Below are 20,816 nucleotides of genomic sequence, written 5' to 3' on the forward strand. Positions count from 1 at the left end.
TCATGCCCACAGTTGCCCTTCCAGTGCTTCTTCGGCATCTTCGACCGTACCGTCATAGGCGCCGGTTGACAGATATTTCCAGCCTCCGTCGGCGACCACGAACGCTATGTCCGCCCTTCGCTGCGCCCTGACCGCTTTGCGCGCGACCCCGAGTGCGGCATGGAGGATGGCGCCGGTGGAGACACCCGCGAAGATCCCCTCGTTGTCGATCAGTTCACGCGTTCGGCGAACCGCATCCGCAGGACCCACCGAGAAGCGGGAGGTGAGGACGGTCTCGTCGTACAACTCGGGGATGAAACCCTCGTCGATGTTGCGCAGGCCGTACACCACTTCCCCATACCGTGGTTCGGCCGCCACGATCTCGATCCCGTCGACGTGCTCCCGCAGATAGCGCCCGACGCCCATCAACGTGCCCGCAGTGCCGAGGCCGGCGACGAAATGGGTGATCTCCGGAAGGTCCCGAAGGATCTCCGGGCCAGTGGTCTCGTAGTGGGCAAGAGCATTGGCTGGGTTGCCGTATTGGTAGAGCATCACCCAGTCGGGGTTGTTCGCAGCCAATTCCTTGGCCACCGCTACGGCCTGATTCGAGCCTCCGGCCGCAGGTGAGTCGATGATCTGCGCCCCAAACGTCGTCAGCAACTGACGGCGTTCCACAGACGTGTTCTCAGGCATTACGCAGATCAGCCGGTATCCCTTCAGCTTCGCGGCCATCGCGAGCGAAATTCCGGTATTGCCACTGGTCGGTTCGAGGATCGTCGCTCCGCGGGTCAGGACGCCATCCTTTTCCGCCTGTTCGATCATTCGGAGCGCAGGCCGATCCTTCACGGAACCGGTGGGGTTTCGGTCTTCGAGTTTCGCCCACAACCGGACGGGAGTCGCACCGTCCCACCTCGGTGACAAATTCGGCAACCCCACGAGTGGGGTGTCTCCGAGGGTGTCGAGCAACGAATCGAACCGCGCCACGGCAGCGATCAGCCCCCTGCGACGGCGGGGAGAATCGTCACCGAGTCTCCGTCGGCCACCTCGGTGTCGAGGCCGCCTGAGAAACGGACGTCCTCATCGTTGACGTACACGTTCACGAACCGGTGCAAGCGGCCGTCGTCGATCAGACGGTCCTTGATGCCGACCCAGCGGGCGTCGAGGTCGTCGATGACGGCGGAGAGTGTAGGACCCGTTGCCTCCACTCGCTTTTGACCGTCGGTATGGGTGCGCAGGATGGTGGGGATGGAAACAGTGACAGCCATGGTCGGCTCCTAAGGGATGTGGTTCGTCTGTCCGGCACGGGACCCGCCGCTACGGGCGGGCGGCGTCACTTGTCGGGGACGTCAGCCACGGAGGTGTGTGCGAACTTGTAGCTCTGAACCACGTCTACGGGCTCCTCGGCGACGACACCGTCGATGATTCGGTAGCTGCGCAGTTCGTGGACGCCAGGGTCGCGAGTGGAGATCAGCACGTAGTGAGCGTCCGGCTCGGATGCGAGAGAGATGTCGGTGCGGCTCGGGTACGCCTCGGTGGCGGTGTGCGAATGGTAGATCACTACCGGGGACTCGTCGGCGTCGTCCATCGCACGCCAAACCTTCAGCTGCTCACCTGAGTCGAATCGGAAGAAAGTCGGCGAACGCTCGGCGTTCAACATCGGGATGTGCCGTTCGGGGCGGTCGGAGCCCTCCGGCCCGGCGATGATTCCGCACGCCTCGTCGGGGTGGTCGGCGCGTGCGTGCGCGACCATCGCCTCGACGAGATCCGACCGGATCGTCAACAATTCATCCACCTCCGTGAGCGCCATACTAGGTGCGTAGGGGCAGGTCGGCCACATCTGCCGCGCCCGTGCCGCTTCTTCGACCCTCCGTCACCTCTGTTCGAATACAGAAGGGAACAGATCCCGGTAGCTGGGGATTCCCGCCACCTGAGTCGCGGTGATGACAGCATCGACGATCGCCCTCTCCACAACAGTGGCTGCAGCGGTACACACCGATGCCAGGATCGGCAGGTCGGCGGGAAGCCCGTCCGGAATGCCTGCAACGGTCTCGATTCCTCGGGTCGCCGTGGAGAGTGCGAATATCGTGTCGCCGTCCAGAGGTGTATGCGCGGGGCGAATCGCCCGGGCCAAGCCGTCGTGTCCGGCGACGGCGACCCGGCGGCACGAGGCCTTGCTCAGTGGGGCGTCCGTAGCGACCACGCCGATCGTCGTGTTGAGGACGGCGGACTTGGCCGCCAACTCGTTTGCTGCCGCCAATTCGCAGCGTTCCGGAGCGCGTAGCCCGAACGCGGCGGTGTTCTCGGCACCGACACCCCACAACAATCCGGTCGACGGGTCGAATACTGATCCCGCCGGGTTTGCCACGATCAGCGCCGAGACGGTCACACCCTGCGCGGGCCCGTCCTCGATGACCAGGCTCGCCGTACCAATACCACCTTTGAGCGCCCCTGCACGCGCGCCTACCCCCGCTCCCACCGAACCCGAGTGCACGGTTGACGATGCGGAGTCGGCAGCGCGGTAACCGAATTCGGCGGTAGGACGCCGATGCCAGTCCCCGACCGCAAGGTCGTAGATCACCGCACCCGGGACGATCGGAACCACCTGGTCCTCCGTGCCCATCTGGATCCCGTGACCACGCTCCTCCAACCATCGCATCACCCCGTCCGCAGCGGCGAGGCCGTACGCGCTGCCGCCGGTCAGCAGGATCGCATGAACCTGCTGGACACTGTGACTGGGATCGAGGAGGTCGGTTTCCCGAGTGCCCGGTGCTCCACCACGGACGTCGACAGCCCCGGTGACCCCGTGCGGCGCCAGGACGACCGTGCATCCTGTCGCGGCCCCGCTTCCGAGCGTGGCCTCGTCGTCGAGTTCGTGATGGTGTCCGACGCTCAAGCCTGCCACGTCGACGAGCGAATCGGTGCGGCCCGGCGTCGTGGCCGTCACGGTGCGAGCACCTGAACGAGCGAATCCTGTATCCAGGTCAGCCAGTGATAGATATCCAATTGGCCTGCGCGTGGATCCGAGCGGTCGATTTCGTCTGGGGTTTCGGCCTCGATCCCCAGATTGGTGCCGAGCGCCAACCGGATGTCGTTGATTGCACTGAGCCAGGCGTCGGCCTGCTCCGGTGTCAGAAGAACCTTGCCGCCGCTCTCGGGAATCGTCTGCAAAATGACCTGTGCCGCCGCAAGTTTCGCGTCGATGATCTCCGGTTCGTGTAGTCCACGCAGAGCCCCGTTGATGTCGGCGGCCGACTCCACCGGGGCGTCGTCCCCCGCGTCCCCCGCGTCCCCTGATTCGCGCCGATGAAAGTCGGGTAGGAGCCTGGCGAGCACAGCATCTTCCGGGGCCTTGGTATTACCGGTGCGCATTCCGGTGAGCGCCGCAAGTTCATCCTCCGGCGCGGATGAGGCCCGTTCTTCGAGGAGACCGACGACAGAGGCGACCAGCGATCGCAGCACTGCGGCCTCGTGTGGGTCCAACTCCGTACGCAGCTTGACGCCACCGAGCGAGTTCTTCCTGGTCCACATTCGCACGTCAGGTACCGAATTCCTTACTGTCCGAACGGAAAGTTAGTTGCTGTCACGTTGCATTGTGGCCCACAGACCCGCAGCGTGAAGCCTACGCACATCGTTTTCGACCTTGTCCCGAGTGCCGCTCGAAACCACGGCCTTCCCCTCGGAATGCACCTGCATCATCAGTTCCGTGGCCCTGGCCTTGCTGTATCCGAAAAGCTTCTGGAATATGTAGGTGACGTAGTGCATCAGGTTGACCGGGTCGTCCCACACAACAGTGACCCATGGCCTGTCGTCGACCACGCCGACCTCGACAACTTCCGACTCTGCAGGTGTCACCTGCGGCGAGGCCGGCATTGCGGCCACCGGTAGGGCTGTCGTCGAGCAATATGCCATGTCCCCAGGGTACGACGTGCAGCCTCTGGGCGACACCAGGGTACCGGGACGCCACGGCGTCTAGACACCACGGCTCATGGACACCACGGCTTAAGGTAACCGAGTGTCCTCACAAAGCAGCGCACTGTTCACCGACCAGTACGAGTTGACGATGCTGTCGGCGGCGCTCGCCGACGGATCGGCGAACCGGCGCTGCTGTTTCGAGGTGTTCGCGCGTCATTTGCCCGACGGCCGCCGGTACGGGGTGGTGGCAGGCACTTCACGATTGGTGTCCGCGCTGTCGAACTTCCATTTCGGCGATGCGGAGATCGAGGTCGTCTCGCGCTTCCTCGATGCCGCGACGATCGGATGGCTGCGCGATTTTCGCTTCAGCGGCGACATCGACGGCTATCGCGAGGGTGACTTCTACTTCCCCGGTTCCCCCATCCTCTCCGTTCGGGGAACGTTCGCCGAATGCGTCTTGCTCGAGACGCTCAGCCTGTCGATCCTCAACCACGACAGCGCAATCGCATCAGCCGCCGCCCGAATGGTCAGCGCCGCCGACGGACGCCCCATGGTCGAGATGGGTGCTCGGCGCACACACGAAGAGTCGGCGGTAGCGGCGGCCCGTGCCGCATACCTTGCCGGTTTCGCTTCTACGTCCAACCTCGAGGCGGTCCGCAGGTACGGCGTACCCGGTGCGGGCACCGCTGCGCATGCGTTCACATTGCTGCACACGACCGACCGAACGAACGAGGCAGCGGCGTTCCGAGGTCAGGTCGCGGCCCTCGGTGTAGGAACCACGCTGCTCGTCGACACCTACGACATCACCAACGGCGTGAAGACAGCTGTGGAGGTCGCGGGGCCCGAACTCGGGGCAGTTCGGATCGACTCAGGCGATCTGGGTGTCTTGGCCCGCCAGGTTCGCAATCAACTCGACGACCTCGGCGCCACAGCAACAAAGATCGTCGTTTCCGGCGACCTCGACGAGTACGCAATTGCAGCATTGCGGTCCGACCCGGTCGACGTCTACGGCGTCGGCACGTCCGTGGTTGTCGGGTCCGGCGCCCCAACGGCCGGAATGGTTTACAAGCTAGTCGAAGTGGATGGCATTCCCGTCGAGAAGCGGAGCAGCAACAAGGCTTCGCGGGGCGGCTCCAAGCGAGCGGTGCGGCTTTCCCGCGACACCGGAACCCTGGTGGAGGAGGTCGTGTATCCGGCCCACGCCGGCGCCCCGCACCCGGCCGGCCTCGAAGCACGGGAACTGATGGTCCCCCTGGTTCGCGGCGGCGTGGCAACACTCGATACGCCTACCCTGGAAGAGAGCAGGTCCTATCTCGCCGCGGGGCTCGTAAGCCTGCCCTGGGAAGGATTGAGGCTGTCCCACGGCGAGCCTGCCATCCCGGTGCGGTTCGCCGACTCCGGTTCCTGGAGGGTTCGATGACTGGTATCAAGAAGAAGGAACCCTCGCGGGCGCTGGTCGTGGTCGACGTCCAGAACGACTTCTGCGAGGGGGGATCACTGGCTGTCGACGGCGGTTCGGCCGTTGCCGCCGCGATCAGTGGCTTCCTGGCATCGAGCCACTACGGTGCCGTCGTCGCTACGATCGACAACCACATCGACCCCGGCAGTCACTTTTCCGATGAGCCGAACTACGTGGACAGTTGGCCGGAGCACTGCAGGTCGGGAACACCGGGCGCCCGGTTCCATCCCGACCTCGACAGAACCCGCATCCAATCGGTCTTCTCCAAGGGGGAGTTCTCTGCGGCCTACTCCGGATTCGAGGGAAAGGATCCCGACGGGCAGAGCCTGGAGAGCTGGCTGCGCGCAGCCGGAATCACCGAGGTCGACATCGTCGGAATCGCTACCGACCACTGCGTGGCCGCGACTGCGCTCGACGCAGTCGGCGCGGGATTGACCACACGAGTCCTGCTCCCGCTTACCGTCGGAGTGTCCCCCACGTCGGTCGAGACAGCCTTCGCCAGGATGCGAGCCGCAGGGGTACACCTTATGGGACGCGATGCCGACACCTCCTCGGACCGTGTGACGATTTCCGACGTAGGCCCCGAGTAGCCTGCTCGGGTGCCCGAAAACCTCCCCAACGTCCCCGAACTGTTGCGCACGGCGGTGCGGTCACTGGGCGGCGCCGAGCGATCACACCAGCTCACCATGGCCTCGGCCGTCGCGCACTCGATCGACACCGGGGAGCATCTTGCGGTGCAAGCCGGTACCGGCACCGGCAAGTCCCTTGCGTACCTCGTGCCCAGCGTGCGGCACGCAGTCCAGACGGGGAAGACGGTCATCGTCTCGACGGCCACCATCGCCTTGCAGCGCCAGTTGGTCGACCGCGACCTGCCGAGACTCGCCGATGCTCTCGAGGATTCGCTCGGCAGAAGGCCACACTTCGCGATCCTCAAGGGCCGCAGTAACTATCTGTGCTTGAACAAGGTCCACACCGGATCGGCGGAAGAGCCGCCCACGGACGAACTTTTCGATGCGTTCGCCGTATCTCGACTCGGGCGTGAGGTCCAGCGTCTGACCGAGTGGTCCTCGGACACCGAGACCGGCGACCGCGACGACCTAGTACCCGGGGTCAGTGACAGGGCTTGGCGCCAGGTCAGCGTGACGGCTCGCGAGTGCCTGGGCAAGTCACAGTGCCCGATCGGTGAAGATTGCTTCGCCGAGCGTGCCCGCACGGAAGCTTCACAGGTCGACGTGGTGGTCACCAACCACGCCCTTCTCGCCATCGACGCCATCACGCCAGTCGCCATCATTCCCGAGCACGATGTCGTGATCATCGACGAGGCACACGAACTGGTCGACCGGGTCACCAACGTCGCCACCGCGGATTTGGCGGCCTCCGCGATCAGCAACGCCGCACGACGCTGCGCGAAGCTCGTCGAGGAGCGGGATGTGGATCGTCTCGAGGCGGCGAGCGAGAGCTGGGCCGCGTTGCTCGACGAACTGAAACCGGGGCCGTGGGAAGAGCTGCCGCCCGGTGCCGCACCAGCACTCGCCGCCGTGCGCGATGCCGCGTGGACGCTGCGCACAGCTGTCGGTCCGTCACGGCCCGGCATGGCGTTGAGCGACCCGGAGGCGGCTGCCGCACGCAACACGGCGCTCGCGTCCGTCGAGGAAGTTCACGACGCCGCGGTCCGCGTTCTCGGCGCCTTTGACGAACCTGATCCGGCCAAGCGTCGCGACGTCGTATGGCTGGCCGCCGACGAGAACCGCGGATCCGTACGCCGGGTCGTTCGAATGGCGCCGTTGTCGGTGGGCGGGCTTCTGCGGTCGCAACTGTTCGAGGAATCGACGGTGGTCCTCACCTCCGCCACACTCACAGTCGGCGGCGCCTTCGACGGCTTGGCCGTCAACTGGGGGCTTCCGGCCGAGTCCTCGGCGGTGATCGATCCGGCGATGGCCACCGGCCACGAAGCACCGTCGGACTCGGGCACGCTCAAATGGAACTCACTGGACGTCGGGTCTCCTTTCGACCATGCCCGCGCCGGAATCATCTACATTGCGAAGCATCTTCCCTCTCCGGGCCGGGACGGTCTCGCCCCCTCCTACCTCGACGAGATCGCCGAACTGGTCGAGGCAGCAGGCGGGCGCACTCTCGGGTTGTTCTCGTCGATGCGGGCCGCCAAAGCGGCGTCCGAGGCGATGCGTGATCGCCTGGACACCCCGATCCTGTGCCAGGGCGACGACGCAACCGGCACCCTGGTACGGGCCTTCGCTGCCGACGAGTCGACTTCTCTGTTCGGCACGCTTTCGCTGTGGCAGGGCGTGGACGTGCCGGGCGCGTCTCTGAGCCTCGTGATTCTCGACCGCATCCCGTTCCCCCGGCCCGACGACCCGTTGCTGGCCGCAAGGCAGAGGGCGATCGAGTCACGCGGCGGCAACGGGTTCCTTTCCGTCGCAGCTAATCACGCCGCGTTGCTGCTCGCGCAAGGCGTGGGCCGCCTGCTGCGCAGCGGCGACGACAAGGGTGTGGTGGCAGTCCTCGATCCACGGCTCGCGACCGCGCGCTACTCCGGCTACCTGCGTGCCTCGCTGCCTCCCTTCTGGGAGACGTCCGATCCGGAGATCGTGCGCAAGGCGCTCGAACGGATTCGCGACTCTCGGCCTTGAATTCTGGCTAGTCCGTTTGCTGCACCATTCAGGGGTTCGGCACCGTAACCAGACCCAGCTCAGAAGGGTCGACCAGGAGTTCGTTGCGCGGAAGAACCCTCACCGTGTATCCGACCGACCCCGACAGCGGGAGAGCCGTGTCGGCGACGAACAGTTCCCCCGACTCGTTCGATTCGGTGTGCGTCATGTCAACCGTCACGACATCGGTGAGTTCGTCGTTCTCGTCGACCCGGCCGAGCACGGCCTGCACGGTGACATCCGAAACCGTCAGATCGCCAAGCCTGATAGAGGCACGCAGCACCAACTTCGTCCCTATTTCCGGAGTATCCGGCGAACACACACCGTCGACTTGCCGAACCGAGACCGACGGCCACGCGGCCTCCACGCGCTGATGGAACTTTGCGAGCTCACGAGCACCCGCGAAATGGTCAGCTTCCACTCTGCGTGCCGACTCGACGGCGGGCGCATAGTACTGAACGGTGTAGTCGCGGACCATCCGGGAAGCGAGGACCTTCGGACCCAGGTTCTGCAGTGTGTGACGCACCATCTCCACCCAGTGGACGGGTATGCCGTCGTCGTCGCGGTCGTAGAACCGCGGCACGACGTTCCGCTCGAGCAGCTCGTACAGGGCGCTCGCCTCTAGATCGTCGCGGCGCGCCTCGTCGGCCACACCATCGGCGGTCGGGATGGCCCAGCCGTTCTCGCCGTCGAACATCTCGTCCCACCAGCCGTCACGGATCGACAGGTTCAGTCCACCGTTGAGCGACGATTTCATTCCTGATGTCCCGCAAGCCTCCAGCGGCCGAAGCGGGTTGTTGAGCCACACGTCACAGCCCCAGTACAGATATCGGGCCATCAACATGTCGTAGTCGGGGAGGAAGACGATCCGGTGCCTTACATCAGCCGCGTCGGCGAAACGCACGATCTGCTGGATGAGAGCCTTGCCGCCGTCGTCTGCGGGGTGACTCTTGCCCGCGACCACCAACTGCACGGGGCGCTCCTCGTCGAGGAGCAGAGCCCGCAACCGCTCGGGGTCGCGCAGCATCAGCGTCAGCCTCTTGTATGTGGGTACCCGACGTGCGAAGCCGACGGTAAGGACCCGACCGTTGAACACCTCATCCGTCCAGTTCAGCTCCGCGGCGGTCGCACCGCGCTCGAGCCACGACGCACGCACCCGTCGGCGCACCTCCTCCACGAGTTTCGTTCGCAACAGGTTGCGGGTGGCCCACAGCTCGTGTGCGGACAGGTCCTGCAACCGTTCCCACCCTCGGGCTTCCTCTATGAGTTGGGGACCCGCGACCCGGACGGCGAGATCGATCCACTCCGGTGCTGCCCACGTGGGAGCGTGCACACCGTTTGTCACCGACCCGATCGGTACCTCGCGGGCGTCGAATCCCGGCCACAGAGACCGGAACATGTCACGGCTGACCCTCCCGTGCAGCTTGGATACGCCGTTGGCGCGTTGAGCGAGTCGCAAACCCATGTGCGCCATGTTGAACACCGCCGGATCCGACTCGCGGCCGAGCCCGACGATCCGGTCGGTCGTCAATCCCGGAAGGAGCGACGACTCGTTCGCCCCGTTTTCTCCTCCGAAGTAGTGCCGCACGAGATCGAGCGGGAATCTATCTATGCCGGCGGGAACCGGGGTGTGCGTGGTGAAGACGGTGCCGGAGCGGACAGAGGCAAGCGCCTCGTCGAAGTCGAGCCCGTCCGCAGTCACCAATTCGCGGATCCGCTCGATACCGAGGAAGCCCGCGTGCCCCTCGTTCATGTGGAATACGTCCGGATCGGGCAGCCCATGAGCGTGGGTATAGGCCCGCACAGCGCGGACGCCCCCGATGCCCGCAAGAATTTCTTGCTTGATGCGGTGATCCTGGTCGCCGCCGTACAGGCGGTCGGTTACGCCCCGCAACTCGGCGTCGTTCTCGGGGATGTCGGAATCGATCAGCAGAAGCGGGACGCGGCCCACCTGCGCGATCCACACCTGGGCGCGCAGCACTCGACCACCGGGTACGGCAACGTGGATGAGGACGGGCGCACCACCGTTGGATTTCGATCCTGATTCGGTGAGCAAACGCAGTGGCAGCCCCTGCGGATCGTGCGGCGGGTAGTGTTCGGCCTGCCAGCCGTCTGATGTCAACGACTGACGGAAGTAGCCCGAGCGGTACAGCAGGCCGACACCGATCAGTGGCAACCCCAGATCGGAGGCCGCCTTCAGGTGGTCCCCGGCGAGAATTCCCAGCCCACCGGAGTAGTTGGGCAACACCGCACTGACCCCGAATTCCATTGAGAAATAGGCGATCCCATTTCCCACTGACACTCCCCTCCGTTGCTGGTTCTGGTACCAGCGTGGACGGGTCAGATAGTCGTCGAGGTCAGCGGCCGCGGCATCGAGACGGGCGAGGAAGCGATCGTCGGTGGCCAGTTCGTCCAACCTGGCCGGATCGACCTCACCGAGCATCCTGACCGGGTCGAACTTCACCCGCCGCCACAGTTCCTCGTCGAGCAGTGAGAACAACTCCTGTGTGCCAGGGTGCCACGACCAACGCAAATTGGTGGACAGCTGACCTAGGGCCTCCAGCCGATGCGGAAGGTGAGCTCGGACGGTGAATCGACGCAAAGCTTTCACCTCCGTGACGATAACCCAATACGCGCGACGCTGTGATTTGGCGGACCGGCGCCCCGCGATCACTCATACCGACAGGAAGTCAGGCACTCGATTACGGTTGAATCGGCAGCCCCGGGTTGGACTGCCGGCAGCTTCCGGCTATGGAACGGAGCCCAGCGTGACAGGTCGACTCGGCATCGACGACGTGGAACCCCACATCGGCGACGGACGGTTTCCCGCAAAGGCGGTTGTCGGAGAGGTTTTCCCGGTTCGGGCCACCGTGTGGCGCGAAGGACACGATGCAGTGGCCGCCACACTCGCGGTCAGAGGGCCTCGCAGCGCCGGATCCGGTGGTTCGGCGACTTTCCGTGTTCCCATGGTGGAGGGGCCGCTTCCGGACACGGTCGACGGCTCGTTCACCCCGACCAGCGAAGGCCTGTGGACGTTCCGCATCGAGGCCTGGAGCGACCCGGTCACCACCTGGAAGCACGCTGTGGAGGCCAAATTGGGTGTCGGACAAGGTCCGGCGGAACTGTTCAACGACCTCGAAATCGGAGCTCGCCTGTTCGAACGAGCCGCCCGCGGTGTCCCCCGAACAGACCGGTCGCGATTGATCGGAGTGGCGGCGTCTCTACGGTCCGACCACCATCTCACCGAACGAATCGCCCCGGCCTTCGCATCCGACATCACCGAACTGTTGCGAGCACACCCCCTGCGTGAACTGATCACAAAGAGCGAACCGCACAGCGTGCTGGTCGAACGTACGCGCGCACTGTTCGGTTCCTGGTACGAGTTCTTCCCGCGGTCCACAGGCGGCTGGGACGAGAGCGGCAACCCGAGACACGGCACGTTCGCTACAGCAACCACAGCACTTTCCCGGATCGCGTCGATGGGATTCGACGTCGTCTACCTACCGCCGATCCACCCGATCGGAGCGGTCAACCGCAAGGGCCCCAACAACACACTGACACCCGGCCCAGACGACGTCGGTTCGCCGTGGGCCATCGGCTCGGCCGAGGGCGGTCACGACGCTCTACACCCTGATCTCGGGACCATGCGCGATTTCACGGCGTTCGTCGACGCCGCTCGAAAGCTCAACCTGGAAGTAGCCCTCGACCTGGCGTTGCAGTGCGCCCCAGACCACCCGTGGGCGCAGGAACACCCCGAATGGTTCACCGTTCTGCCTGACGGCACTATTGCGTACGCGGAGAATCCGCCGAAGAAATACCAGGACATCTATCCGGTCAACTTCGACGAGGACCGGGACGGAATCTACGCCGAGGTCCTGCGCGTCGTGCGGCACTGGGTGGCGGCGGGGGTGAAGATCTTCCGAGTGGACAACCCGCACACCAAACCGCCGGACTTTTGGGAGTGGCTCATCGCCGAGGTCCAGAAATCGGACCCGGACGTTCTGTTTCTCTCGGAGGCCTTCACGCGACCGGCGCGCTTGTACGGACTCGCCCGGCGCGGATTCAGCCAGTCCTACACGTATTTCACCTGGCGGACCACCAAAGAGGAGTTGACCGAGTTCGGCAACGAGATCGCGGCAAAGGCCGACGAGGCGCGCCCCAACCTCTTCGTCAATACCCCGGACATCCTGCACGAGAGCCTCCAGATCGGGGGCCCGGGCATGTTCGCGCTGCGAGCAGCATTGGCTGCAACCCTGTCGCCCACATGGGGGGTGTACTCGGGATACGAACTCTACGAACATCTACCGGTCAGGCCCGGCAGTGAGGAGTACCTCGACTCCGAGAAGTATCAGTTGCGCCCCCGCGATTTCGAAGGTGCCGCCGCTCGCGGAGAATCGCTCGAACCGTGGATTACTGCACTCAACCGCATTCGGCGTCAACACCCGGCGCTACAACAACTGCGGAACATCCACTTCCATCAAGTGGACAACGACGCGCTGATCGCATACTCCAAGTTCGACCCCACCACAGGCGACGCCGTGCTCACGGTGATCAACCTCAACCCGTTCGGCCCCGAGCAGGGCAGCCTGTGGCTGGACATGCCGGCGCTGGGACGGGACTGGCAAGATCACCTCACCGTGCTCGACGAGGTCTCCGGCGAGCAATACCACTGGGGGCAGACGAACTTCGTACGTCTCGAGCCCTGGCGAGCTGTCGCCCACATCCTGGCAATTCCCTCCATCCCCTATCCCGCCAGAACGAAGCTGACCTATCGCGGAGGTAGACAGTGACCGTCGATCCGCCCACCGCACTTGCGCCCGACGCCGCAGACCTCAACCTGTTGGCCGCAGGCGTGCACTACAACCCGCATTCGATCCTGGGTGCGCACCCGCACCCAGGAGGTACGGTGATCCGCGCCCTACGCCCGCACGCCGAGTCCGTTGAAGCCGTCATCGGCCAGAGAACCGTCTCGATGGAGCACATCGCCCACGGCGTGTGGGGGACCCTTATCTCGGAGCAGGATCTGGCGGACTACCGGCTCTCCACGACATGGCCAGGCGGTCACAACGAAGTCTCGGCGGACGGATACCGGTTCCTGCCGACCCTGGGCGAACTCGACCTACACCTGTTCAGTGAAGGCAGGCACGAGCGACTGTGGGAGATTCTGGGTGCACACCGACAGCGTTACGAAACTCCCGACGGCATCGTTACCGGCACCTCATTCGCTGTCTGGGCTCCCGCCGCGCGCGGCGTGAGCGTGATCGGCGACTTCGATGCGTGGAGTGGAAGCCGGTTCCCGATGCGGGTACTCGGCTCCAGCGGTGTCTGGGAGTTGTTCATTCCCGGGATCGAGGAAGGCGAGGTTTACAAGTTCCGGGTCCACGGCCCCGACGGCAGCATCCGCGACAAGGCAGATCCCATGGCTTTCGCCACCGAGGTACCGCCTGCCACCGCGTCGCGGGTGTCGGTCAGCACCCACCAGTGGCGCGACGCCCAGTGGCTCGAGCAGCGGGCTAACACAGAACCTGCGCAATCCCCGATGAGCATCTACGAGGTCCACCTCGGATCGTGGCGTCCCGGCCTGAACTACCGCGAACTCGCCGAACAGCTCGCCGCTCACGTCCGCGCTGCGGGATTCACCCACGTCGAACTACTTCCCGTCGCCGAGCATCCGTTCGGTGGGTCATGGGGGTACCAGGTCACCTCGTATTACGCACCCACCTCGCGGTTTGGTTCCGCCGACGACTTCCGGTGGTTCGTAGACCATCTGCACGCCGAAGGGATCGGGGTGATTGTCGACTGGGTGCCCGCCCATTTCCCCAAGGACGACTGGGCCCTGGCCCGTTTCGACGGCACACCGCTGTACGAGCACGGCGACCCGCGGCGCGGTGAGCAACTCGACTGGGGAACGTTGGTGTTCGATTTCGGTCGACGCGAAGTACGCAACTTCCTCGTGGCCAACGCCCTGTTCTGGATTGACGAATTCCACGTGGACGGACTCCGAGTGGATGCAGTGGCCTCGATGCTGTATCTCGACTACTCCCGGCCGGAAGGCGGTTGGACACCGAACATCCACGGCGGCCGGGAGAATCTGGAGGCCGTCTCGTTCCTGCAGGAAATGAACGCGACCGTACACAAACAGCACCGCGGCGTGGTCACCATCGCCGAAGAATCGACAGCCTGGCCAGGAGTCACCCGTGCCACCAACGTCGGTGGTCTCGGTTTCAGCATGAAGTGGAACATGGGGTGGATGCACGACACCCTCGGATACATGGCCCACGACCCGGTCCACCGTAGCTACCACCATCACGAGATCACGTTCTCGCTGATGTATGCGTGGAGTGAGAACTTCCTGCTTCCCATCAGCCACGACGAGGTGGTTCACGGCAAGGGCTCGCTGTGGACGCGGATGCCCGGAAACGAGTACATGAAGGCCGCTGGGGTCCGCGCCCTGCTGGCGTACATGTGGTCGCACCCCGGAAAGCAATTACTGTTCATGGGACAGGAATTCGGACAGATCGGAGAGTGGTCCGAAGAGCGTGGCCTCGACTGGCACCTACTCGACGATTCCCAAACGGGGGACCTCCACCGCGGCCTTCTCCGATTGGTCGGTGACCTCAATGCCGCCTATCGCGAGCATCAGGCGCTGTGGACCCTCGACACGTCGCCCGGAGGCTACTCCTGGATCGACGCAAACGACACCGCGAACAACGTGCTGAGCTTCCTGCGGTACGGCACCGACGGGTCGATCGTGGCGTGCCTGTTCAACTTCTCGGGTACCCCGCACACGAATTATCGTGTGGGCTTGCCGGAACCCGGCATGTGGCGCGAAATTCTCAACACTGACGCGGAAATCTACGCCGGGGCGGGCGTCGGAAATCTAGGTGCGGTGACGGCGACGTCGCAGCCGTGGCACGGGCGGCCCGCCTCAGCAGAGGTCGCGCTGCCTGCCAACGGCGCGATCTGGATGAGTCTGGAGCGTTGACAGGGGGCTGACCTTGCTGAACGAATATCGGCTGTGGACTGCGAGTGCAGGCGTTCTCACCTCGACGGCACTCGTCTTGTCGGGGTGCGCCCTTTCGGTCGACGGGGAGGCTACGTCCATATACGACGATCCGTTCCAGGTGGCGGGGCTGGAAGTCACCTCGGGGCCCAGTGGCGCCCGCAAGGGGGTACCCGACGCCAATCTTCCCGTCACCGGCACCGACGGCGGGGAGATCGACCGTGTGGTTGCGAACGCGGTCAGCGATATCGAAGACTACTGGCGTTCCCAGTTCCCGGCGCTGTTTCAGCGCGACTTCGAACCGGTAGAAGAACTCATCTCCTGGGATCCTCGCGACCTCGACGGCCCGCGCTTCTGCGGAGACAGCACTGCGGAACTTCTCAACGCCGGCTACTGCAGCATCGACCACACGATCGGCTGGGACCGGGCGCTGCTGGTGCCTGAAGTAGCCGAGAAGTTCGGCACTGTCGCCGCCGTCTTCGTGTTGGCGCACGAGTACGGGCACGCTGTACAGACGAAGGCCGGTATCGCCGTCGCGAACACCGGCGGCGGTGACATCGTGCGTGAACAGCAGGCCGACTGCTTCGCCGGAGCGTTCATGCGCCATATCGCAGAAGACAAGTCGGCACACTTCACCCTGAGCACCTCGGAAGGCCTCAACAACGTACTGGCGTCGGTGGTAGCCATCGGTGATCCAGACCCCAGCGACTCGGGCAACGTGCACGGTTCGGCGTTCGAACGCGTCACCGTCACCCAGATCGGGTTCACAGATGGTCCTGCGGCGTGTACTCGTATCGACGAGAGCGAGATCAAGTCTCGCCGAGCGGACCTGCCGCAACAGTTCACGGACGAATTGGACAACGGCGAACTTCCCGTCACCGAAGAATCCATCGAAGCGTTCTTCCATTCGTTCCAGCAGATCTTCGATCTGAGCGACCAGCCCGAACTGGACCTGACGGGTGCCGATCTCGATTGCTCGGACGCGGCCGCAACCGAACCGGTCTCGTACTGCCCAGCCACCAACACGATCGGGGTCGATGTCGACCTCCTCGCTGAACGAGGAACACCGGACTATTCGCGTAGGCGCGAGCTTGTTCAGACCGAACTCACCGGCGACTACAACGCGTATGTCCTGCTCGCTTCCCGATACACTCTCGCGCTGCAGCACGCCCGTGGGGACAACCTTTCCTCACCGAAGACCGCTCTGCGCGCCGCGTGCCTGTCCGGCGTGATCACCGCTGCGCTCAGTCCGGACAACCCAGCGACGCTGGAGGCAGGCAGCGTGTGGCTATCGCCCGGCGACTTGGACGAAGCGGTGTCGGGACTACTCACCGACGGTTTGGCGGCCAGCGATGTCAACGGTCAGACGGTACCGAGCGGGTTCTCCCGCATCGACGCATTCCGCACCGGTGTGCTCGGCGGCGAACACGCTTGTGAAGTCCGGTACCGCTGAGTTCAGGCTGAAGATCTCAGGTGCAGTCGGAGTCAGTACGGACGACCGTGAGGCTCCGCGCCGGAGCCCGGTTGTCTGGCGGGTGGCCCTGCATCGAGTTCGCCACGATGCAGTCATCCACTGGATGAATCCCACATAGCGAGATCTTGGTCGTCACGGTGGGATTTCAGGCACATAGTGGATTGGGTGGCGCAGCAAACCTCCAGCACATCGATGCCACGACTGATTGCCCTCGACTGGGGCACGTCGTCGCAGCGTGCGTGGCTCCTCGGCGAAGGGGGCCTCGTTCTTGCCGTCCGCCGAAGAGCAGTGGGGTTGCTCGGCGCCGTCGGCGACGACCCGACCTCACGGACCCGCCACTACGAAGCCGCATTCGACGAGATCTGCGGTGACTGGCTCGCGGCCGATCCTGACCTTCCAGCTATCGCGTGCGGCATGGTCGGCAGCAGCCGAGGATGGCGTGAGGCAAGCTACCTGACCGTCCCCACCGACCTCGCCATCAGAGCCACGGACCTGACCGCGGTGTCCCACCCGCGCGGAGTGGTGCATCTCGTACCCGGCGTTCGCGTCGCTCCCGCCGCCGACGGCACAGTACCCGGCGATGTCATGCGCGGGGAGGAGACCCAGATAATCGGAATACTGGGCCTGCACCCGCCGACCGAATGCCCACTGATCATCGTTCTTCCCGGAACCCACAGCAAGTGGACACGAGTGGAGAACAACGAGATCGTCTCATTTGCTACCTCATTGGCGGGCGAGATGTACGGACTGACGCTCGAGCACGGCATCCTCAGCCGAACTGCAACCGCAGGTGTGCGGAATGACGCCGCATTCGAGCGCGGACTCGCCATAGGAGGGTCGGTTCCGTCCCGCGGATTGCTCACCGAGCTCTTCGGGGCACGGGCGCTCGTCCTCGACGGACTGCTCGATCCGGCCTCGGTACCGGACTATGTCTCCGGCGTGATCATCGCCGACGAAGTCCGGCATCTGCTGCCGGAATACTCCACCGAAGGACGAATACTGTTGTGTGGGAATGCAGATCTCTGCAGACGCTATGCCATTGCCCTGCACGTTCACGGTGTAGGCACCGAAACCGTCGCCGAAGAAGCTGCAGCACAAGGATTGTGGCAGGTTGCGATCACTGCTGGACTGGTCCGGAGTGCGCCACACACGACTCCCGTGAAGGAGATCCGATGAGCGCCGGAGTCCAACCAAAGCCAACCGGACTGATCGCAATTCTGCGTGGGATCACTCCACAAGAGATCGTCTCGGTTGGTTCCGCCCTCGCCGAGGCAGGCTTTGCCGCAGTAGAGGTTCCGCTCAACTCTCCCGAACCGTTCGAGTCGATCGAGCGGTTGGCCAAGTCCGTGGGCGACGTGTGCGTCGTCGGTGCGGGGACCGTGCTGAGCGTCGATGACGTGATCAGATCCGAGGCAGCAGGGTCTCGGATCATCGTTTCGCCCAACACGGACGCCGATGTCATAAGAGCTGCCGTCGCTCGGAACCTGCGCCCATATCCGGGTGCCATGACACCGACCGAGGCATTCCGGGCAATCGCTGCCGGTGCGCGCAACATCAAACTGTTCCCGGCCGATGCCGTCGGGACAGCTGGGATGAAAGCGTGGCAGGCAGTCCTGCCCGCTGAAGTCGAATTGCTTCCCGTCGGCGGTGTCAACAGGACCAACCTGGCCGCCTGGGTGGCCGCAGGCGCGGGAGGCGCAGGGCTCGGATCGTGCCTGTACCGACCCGGGGACGGCGCGGACATCGTCCGTGGCCGCGCAGTCGAACTCATCGATATCTGGTCGGCGGAAGCCGCCCGAAACTGACCCACACAACCCCGGGGGCCTCGGCTCCACGCCACACAGGAGGACCGATGAAGATCAAATCCCTCACCACCTATACCGTTCCGCCGAGATGGCTGTTCCTGAGGATCGAGACGGACGACGGTGTGGTCGGCTGGGGTGAACCGGTCCTCGAAGGTCGGGCCGCCTCGGTCGCCGCTGCGGTCGAGGAGCTGTCCGACTACCTCGTGGGCCAGGATCCGACCCAGATCGAAGACTTGTGGACCGTCATGTATCGATCGGGGTTCTATCGTGGCGGCGGCATCCACATGAGTGCCCTGGCCGGCATCGACCAGGCACTGTGGGACATCAAGGGCAAAGCCCTCGGCGTTCCGGTGCACGAACTTCTCGGTGGTCGCGTCCGAGACCGGATCAAGGTCTATTCCTGGATCGGAGGTGACCGGCCCTCGGAGACGGCGAAGGCAGCGCGCGAGGTGGTCGACCGAGGGTTCACAGCTGTGAAGATGAACGGCACCGAAGAACTTCAGTACCTCGACTCGTGGGAGAAGGTCGACCGGTGTCTGGCCAACGTCGCGGCGATTCGCGACGCGGTCGGCCCGAACGTCGGCATCGGTGTCGACTTCCACGGACGAGTACACAAGCCGATGGCCAAGGTCTTGCTGCGCGAACTCGAACCGTTCCGGTTGATGTTCGTCGAAGAGCCTGTCCTATCCGAGCACGTCGACGGTTTCGTCGACGTGCTGCGACAGTCGCCGATCCCGATCGCGCTAGGCGAAAGGCTATATTCCCGTTGGGATTTCAAATCGGTTCTCGCATCCGGAGCGGTAGACATCATCCAGCCGGACCCATCACACTGCGGCGGGCTCACGGAGGCACGGAAAATTGCGAACATGGCCGAGGCCTATGACGTCGCACTCGCACTGCACTGCCCCCTCGGACCGATCGCCCTGGCCACCTGCCTGCAGATCGACGCAGGCTGTTACAACGCGACAATTCAGGAGCAGAGCCTCGGCATCCACTACAACACCTCGAATGATCTGCTCGACTACCTGGTCGATCCCTCGGTCTTCACCTATGCGGACGGGCAGGTCCGAATCCCGAACGGCCCCGGGCTTGGCATCGAGGTGAACGAGGACTACGCCATCGAACGAGCGGCCGAAGGGCACCGCTGGCGTAACCCGGTGTGGCGCCACAGCGACGGATCCTTCGCGGAGTGGTGAGATCGATGTTGCAGATCCAGAAGGACGGTCGGTTCAGCCCGGTTGCTGCGCAGGCATCGAAGGCCCGTGTGCTCATCGCGGTGATGCTGTTCGTGACCGTTGTCATCAACTACATGGACCGGGCCAATCTGTCGATCGCGTTGCCCGCGATCGCCGACGAAATGGACCTCTCGACGGCCCAACAGGGACTGCTGCTCTCTGCCTTCGGCTGGACCTATGCAGCGCTGCAGATTCCAGGAGGGTGGCTCGTCGACCGCATTCCCCCGCGAGTGCTCTACCCCGCATGTCTCATCCTGTGGTCGGCGGCCACCGTCTTCATGGGGATCGTCGGCGGCTTTCTGGCGCTCATCGCGCTGCGCCTACTCGTCGGCGTGTTCGAGGCGCCTGCGTACCCCATCAACAACCGGGTCGCGACTACCTGGTATCCGGAGCGCGAACGTGCGACGGTGATCGGCTTCTACACCTCCGGGCAGTTCATCGGTCTTGCTCTGCTCACCCCCTTCCTGGCCTGGCTGCAGGCAGTGCTGTCGTGGCACTGGGTATTCATCGTCACTGGTGTGATCGGGATCATCTGGGGTGTCGTCTGGTACGCGTTCTACCGCGAACCGAGCGACTCACGGGCAAACGAGGCCGAAATCGAACTGATCCGGGATGGCGGCGGGCTCGTGGACCTCGAACAGGGGCAACAACCCGAACGCCCGGCCGTGACCCGGAACGACGTCGCCACCGTACTCGGCAGGCAAAAGCTGTGGGGGATCTATCTGGGGCAGTTCTGCCTCACGTCAACTTTGTGGTTCTTCCTGACCTGGTTCCCCACATACCTCGTCGACTACCGCGGAATGGATTACATCGAATCCGGTTTCCTCGTCTCACTGCCGTTCATCGCTGCACTTGTCGGCGTGCTGTTTTCCGGGGTGTTCTCCGACTTCTTGCTTCGGAGAGGGGCATCGCTGGGAGTCGCCCGCAAAGGCCCGATCATCGTGGGACTACTGTTGACCGTCGCAATGCTCGGCGCCAACTTCACTGACTCCACCGCGCTGGTGATCGTGTTGCTTTCCGTCGCGTTCTTCGGCAACGGCCTTGCGTCGATCACCTGGTCGCTTGTGTCCGCACTCGCACCGAAGCGACTACTCGGACTCACCGGTGGAATGTTCAATTTCATAGGGAATCTGTCGTCGATCGCAACGCCCATAGTCATCGGTCTGCTCGTCACCGACCAGAGTTTCGCGCCTGGATTCGTCTATATGACCGTGGTGACAGCACTGGGGATCGCGTCGTACATCTTCCTAGTGGGAAAAGTGGAACGCGTGAAGGGGTGAGCC

General features: G+C 64.2%; 17 protein-coding genes. 10 read left to right on the forward strand and 7 right to left on the reverse strand.

Translation table 11 applies throughout. The features are described 5' to 3' along the window. From AB0I57_RS18155 to clpS, 6 genes are all read right to left on the reverse strand, one after another. Positions 1 to 963 (reverse strand): cysteine synthase, encoded by a 963-nt coding sequence (locus AB0I57_RS18155; RefSeq protein ID WP_358338228.1) that lies wholly within the window; start codon positions 961 to 963, stop codon positions 1 to 3. A gap of 8 nt (positions 964 to 971) precedes the next feature. Then, positions 972 to 1,244, reverse strand: a complete 273-nt coding sequence (locus AB0I57_RS18160) for a MoaD/ThiS family protein (protein WP_358338231.1) — start codon at positions 1,242 to 1,244, stop codon at positions 972 to 974. 65 nt (positions 1,245 to 1,309) lie between these two features. Further along, complete coding sequence (locus AB0I57_RS18165) at positions 1,310 to 1,786, reverse strand: M67 family metallopeptidase (protein ID WP_358338234.1); 477 nt, start codon at positions 1,784 to 1,786, stop codon at positions 1,310 to 1,312. Between the two features lie 63 nt (positions 1,787 to 1,849). Further along, entirely contained in the window at positions 1,850 to 2,923 is a 1,074-nt protein-coding gene (locus AB0I57_RS18170; RefSeq protein ID WP_358338237.1) for a P1 family peptidase, read from the reverse strand. Beyond that, entirely contained in the window at positions 2,920 to 3,513 is a 594-nt protein-coding gene (locus AB0I57_RS18175) for a DUF2017 domain-containing protein (protein WP_358338240.1), read from the reverse strand. Before AB0I57_RS18175 ends, AB0I57_RS18170 begins: the two co-directional genes overlap by 4 nt. A gap of 36 nt (positions 3,514 to 3,549) precedes the next feature. Beyond that, complete coding sequence (clpS, locus tag AB0I57_RS18180) at positions 3,550 to 3,888, reverse strand: ATP-dependent Clp protease adapter ClpS (RefSeq protein WP_358338243.1); 339 nt, start codon at positions 3,886 to 3,888, stop codon at positions 3,550 to 3,552. Positions 3,889 to 3,991: 103 nt separating this feature from the next. On the opposite strand from clpS, the gene AB0I57_RS18185 reads away from it, so the two are divergent. The 3 genes from AB0I57_RS18185 to AB0I57_RS18195 are packed head-to-tail and all read left to right on the forward strand — an operon-like array spanning position 3,992 to position 7,998. Next, positions 3,992 to 5,311 carry a nicotinate phosphoribosyltransferase gene (locus AB0I57_RS18185; protein ID WP_358338246.1) on the forward strand — a complete coding sequence of 440 codons (1,320 nt, stop codon included), beginning with the start codon at positions 3,992 to 3,994 and terminating at the stop codon, positions 5,309 to 5,311. After that, the gene (locus tag AB0I57_RS18190) at positions 5,308 to 5,940 is read left to right on the forward strand and encodes an isochorismatase family protein (protein WP_358338249.1); all 633 of its coding nucleotides are present in this window, start codon (positions 5,308 to 5,310) and stop codon (positions 5,938 to 5,940) included. The genes AB0I57_RS18185 and AB0I57_RS18190 overlap by 4 nt, the downstream gene beginning before the upstream one ends. 9 nt (positions 5,941 to 5,949) lie before the next feature. Further along, positions 5,950 to 7,998, forward strand: coding sequence for an ATP-dependent DNA helicase (locus tag AB0I57_RS18195; protein ID WP_358338252.1), 2,049 nt, complete (start codon positions 5,950 to 5,952; stop codon positions 7,996 to 7,998). Positions 7,999 to 8,026: 28 nt separating this feature from the next. Here the strand turns inward: AB0I57_RS18195 and glgP are convergent, their stop codons facing one another. After that, on the reverse strand, positions 8,027 to 10,627 hold the full coding sequence (glgP, locus tag AB0I57_RS18200; protein ID WP_358338255.1) for an alpha-glucan family phosphorylase: 2,601 nt from the start codon (positions 10,625 to 10,627) through the stop codon (positions 8,027 to 8,029). A gap of 157 nt (positions 10,628 to 10,784) precedes the next feature. Between glgP and AB0I57_RS18205 the strand changes: the two genes are divergently transcribed. The 7 genes from AB0I57_RS18205 (at position 10,785) to AB0I57_RS18235 (ending at position 20,813) form a co-directional block, all read left to right on the forward strand. Next, entirely contained in the window at positions 10,785 to 12,806 is a 2,022-nt protein-coding gene (locus tag AB0I57_RS18205) for a maltotransferase domain-containing protein (protein ID WP_358338258.1), read from the forward strand. Beyond that, positions 12,803 to 15,001, forward strand: a complete 2,199-nt coding sequence (gene glgB / locus AB0I57_RS18210) for a 1,4-alpha-glucan branching protein GlgB (protein WP_358338260.1) — start codon at positions 12,803 to 12,805, stop codon at positions 14,999 to 15,001. Before AB0I57_RS18205 ends, glgB begins: the two co-directional genes overlap by 4 nt. Positions 15,002 to 15,014: 13 nt before the next feature. After that, on the forward strand, positions 15,015 to 16,472 hold the full coding sequence (locus AB0I57_RS18215; RefSeq protein ID WP_358338263.1) for a neutral zinc metallopeptidase: 1,458 nt from the start codon (positions 15,015 to 15,017) through the stop codon (positions 16,470 to 16,472). Between the two features lie 213 nt (positions 16,473 to 16,685). Further along, on the forward strand, positions 16,686 to 17,669 hold the full coding sequence (locus AB0I57_RS18220) for a 2-dehydro-3-deoxygalactonokinase (protein ID WP_358338333.1): 984 nt from the start codon (positions 16,686 to 16,688) through the stop codon (positions 17,667 to 17,669). After that, a complete protein-coding gene (locus AB0I57_RS18225; protein ID WP_358338266.1) occupies positions 17,666 to 18,298 on the forward strand; it encodes a 2-dehydro-3-deoxy-6-phosphogalactonate aldolase in 633 nt (210 codons plus the stop codon). The genes AB0I57_RS18220 and AB0I57_RS18225 overlap by 4 nt, the downstream gene beginning before the upstream one ends. 47 nt (positions 18,299 to 18,345) lie before the next feature. Beyond that, positions 18,346 to 19,494 (forward strand): galactonate dehydratase, encoded by a 1,149-nt coding sequence (gene dgoD / locus AB0I57_RS18230; protein ID WP_358338269.1) that lies wholly within the window; start codon positions 18,346 to 18,348, stop codon positions 19,492 to 19,494. Between the two features lie 5 nt (positions 19,495 to 19,499). Beyond that, positions 19,500 to 20,813 carry an MFS transporter gene (locus tag AB0I57_RS18235; RefSeq protein WP_358338336.1) on the forward strand — a complete coding sequence of 438 codons (1,314 nt, stop codon included), beginning with the start codon at positions 19,500 to 19,502 and terminating at the stop codon, positions 20,811 to 20,813. Positions 20,814 to 20,816 lie beyond the last annotated feature (3 nt).

Origin of the sequence: Rhodococcus sp. NPDC049939 (assembly GCF_040656415.1) — a bacterium.
Lineage (GTDB): Bacteria > Actinomycetota > Actinomycetes > Mycobacteriales > Mycobacteriaceae > Rhodococcus_F.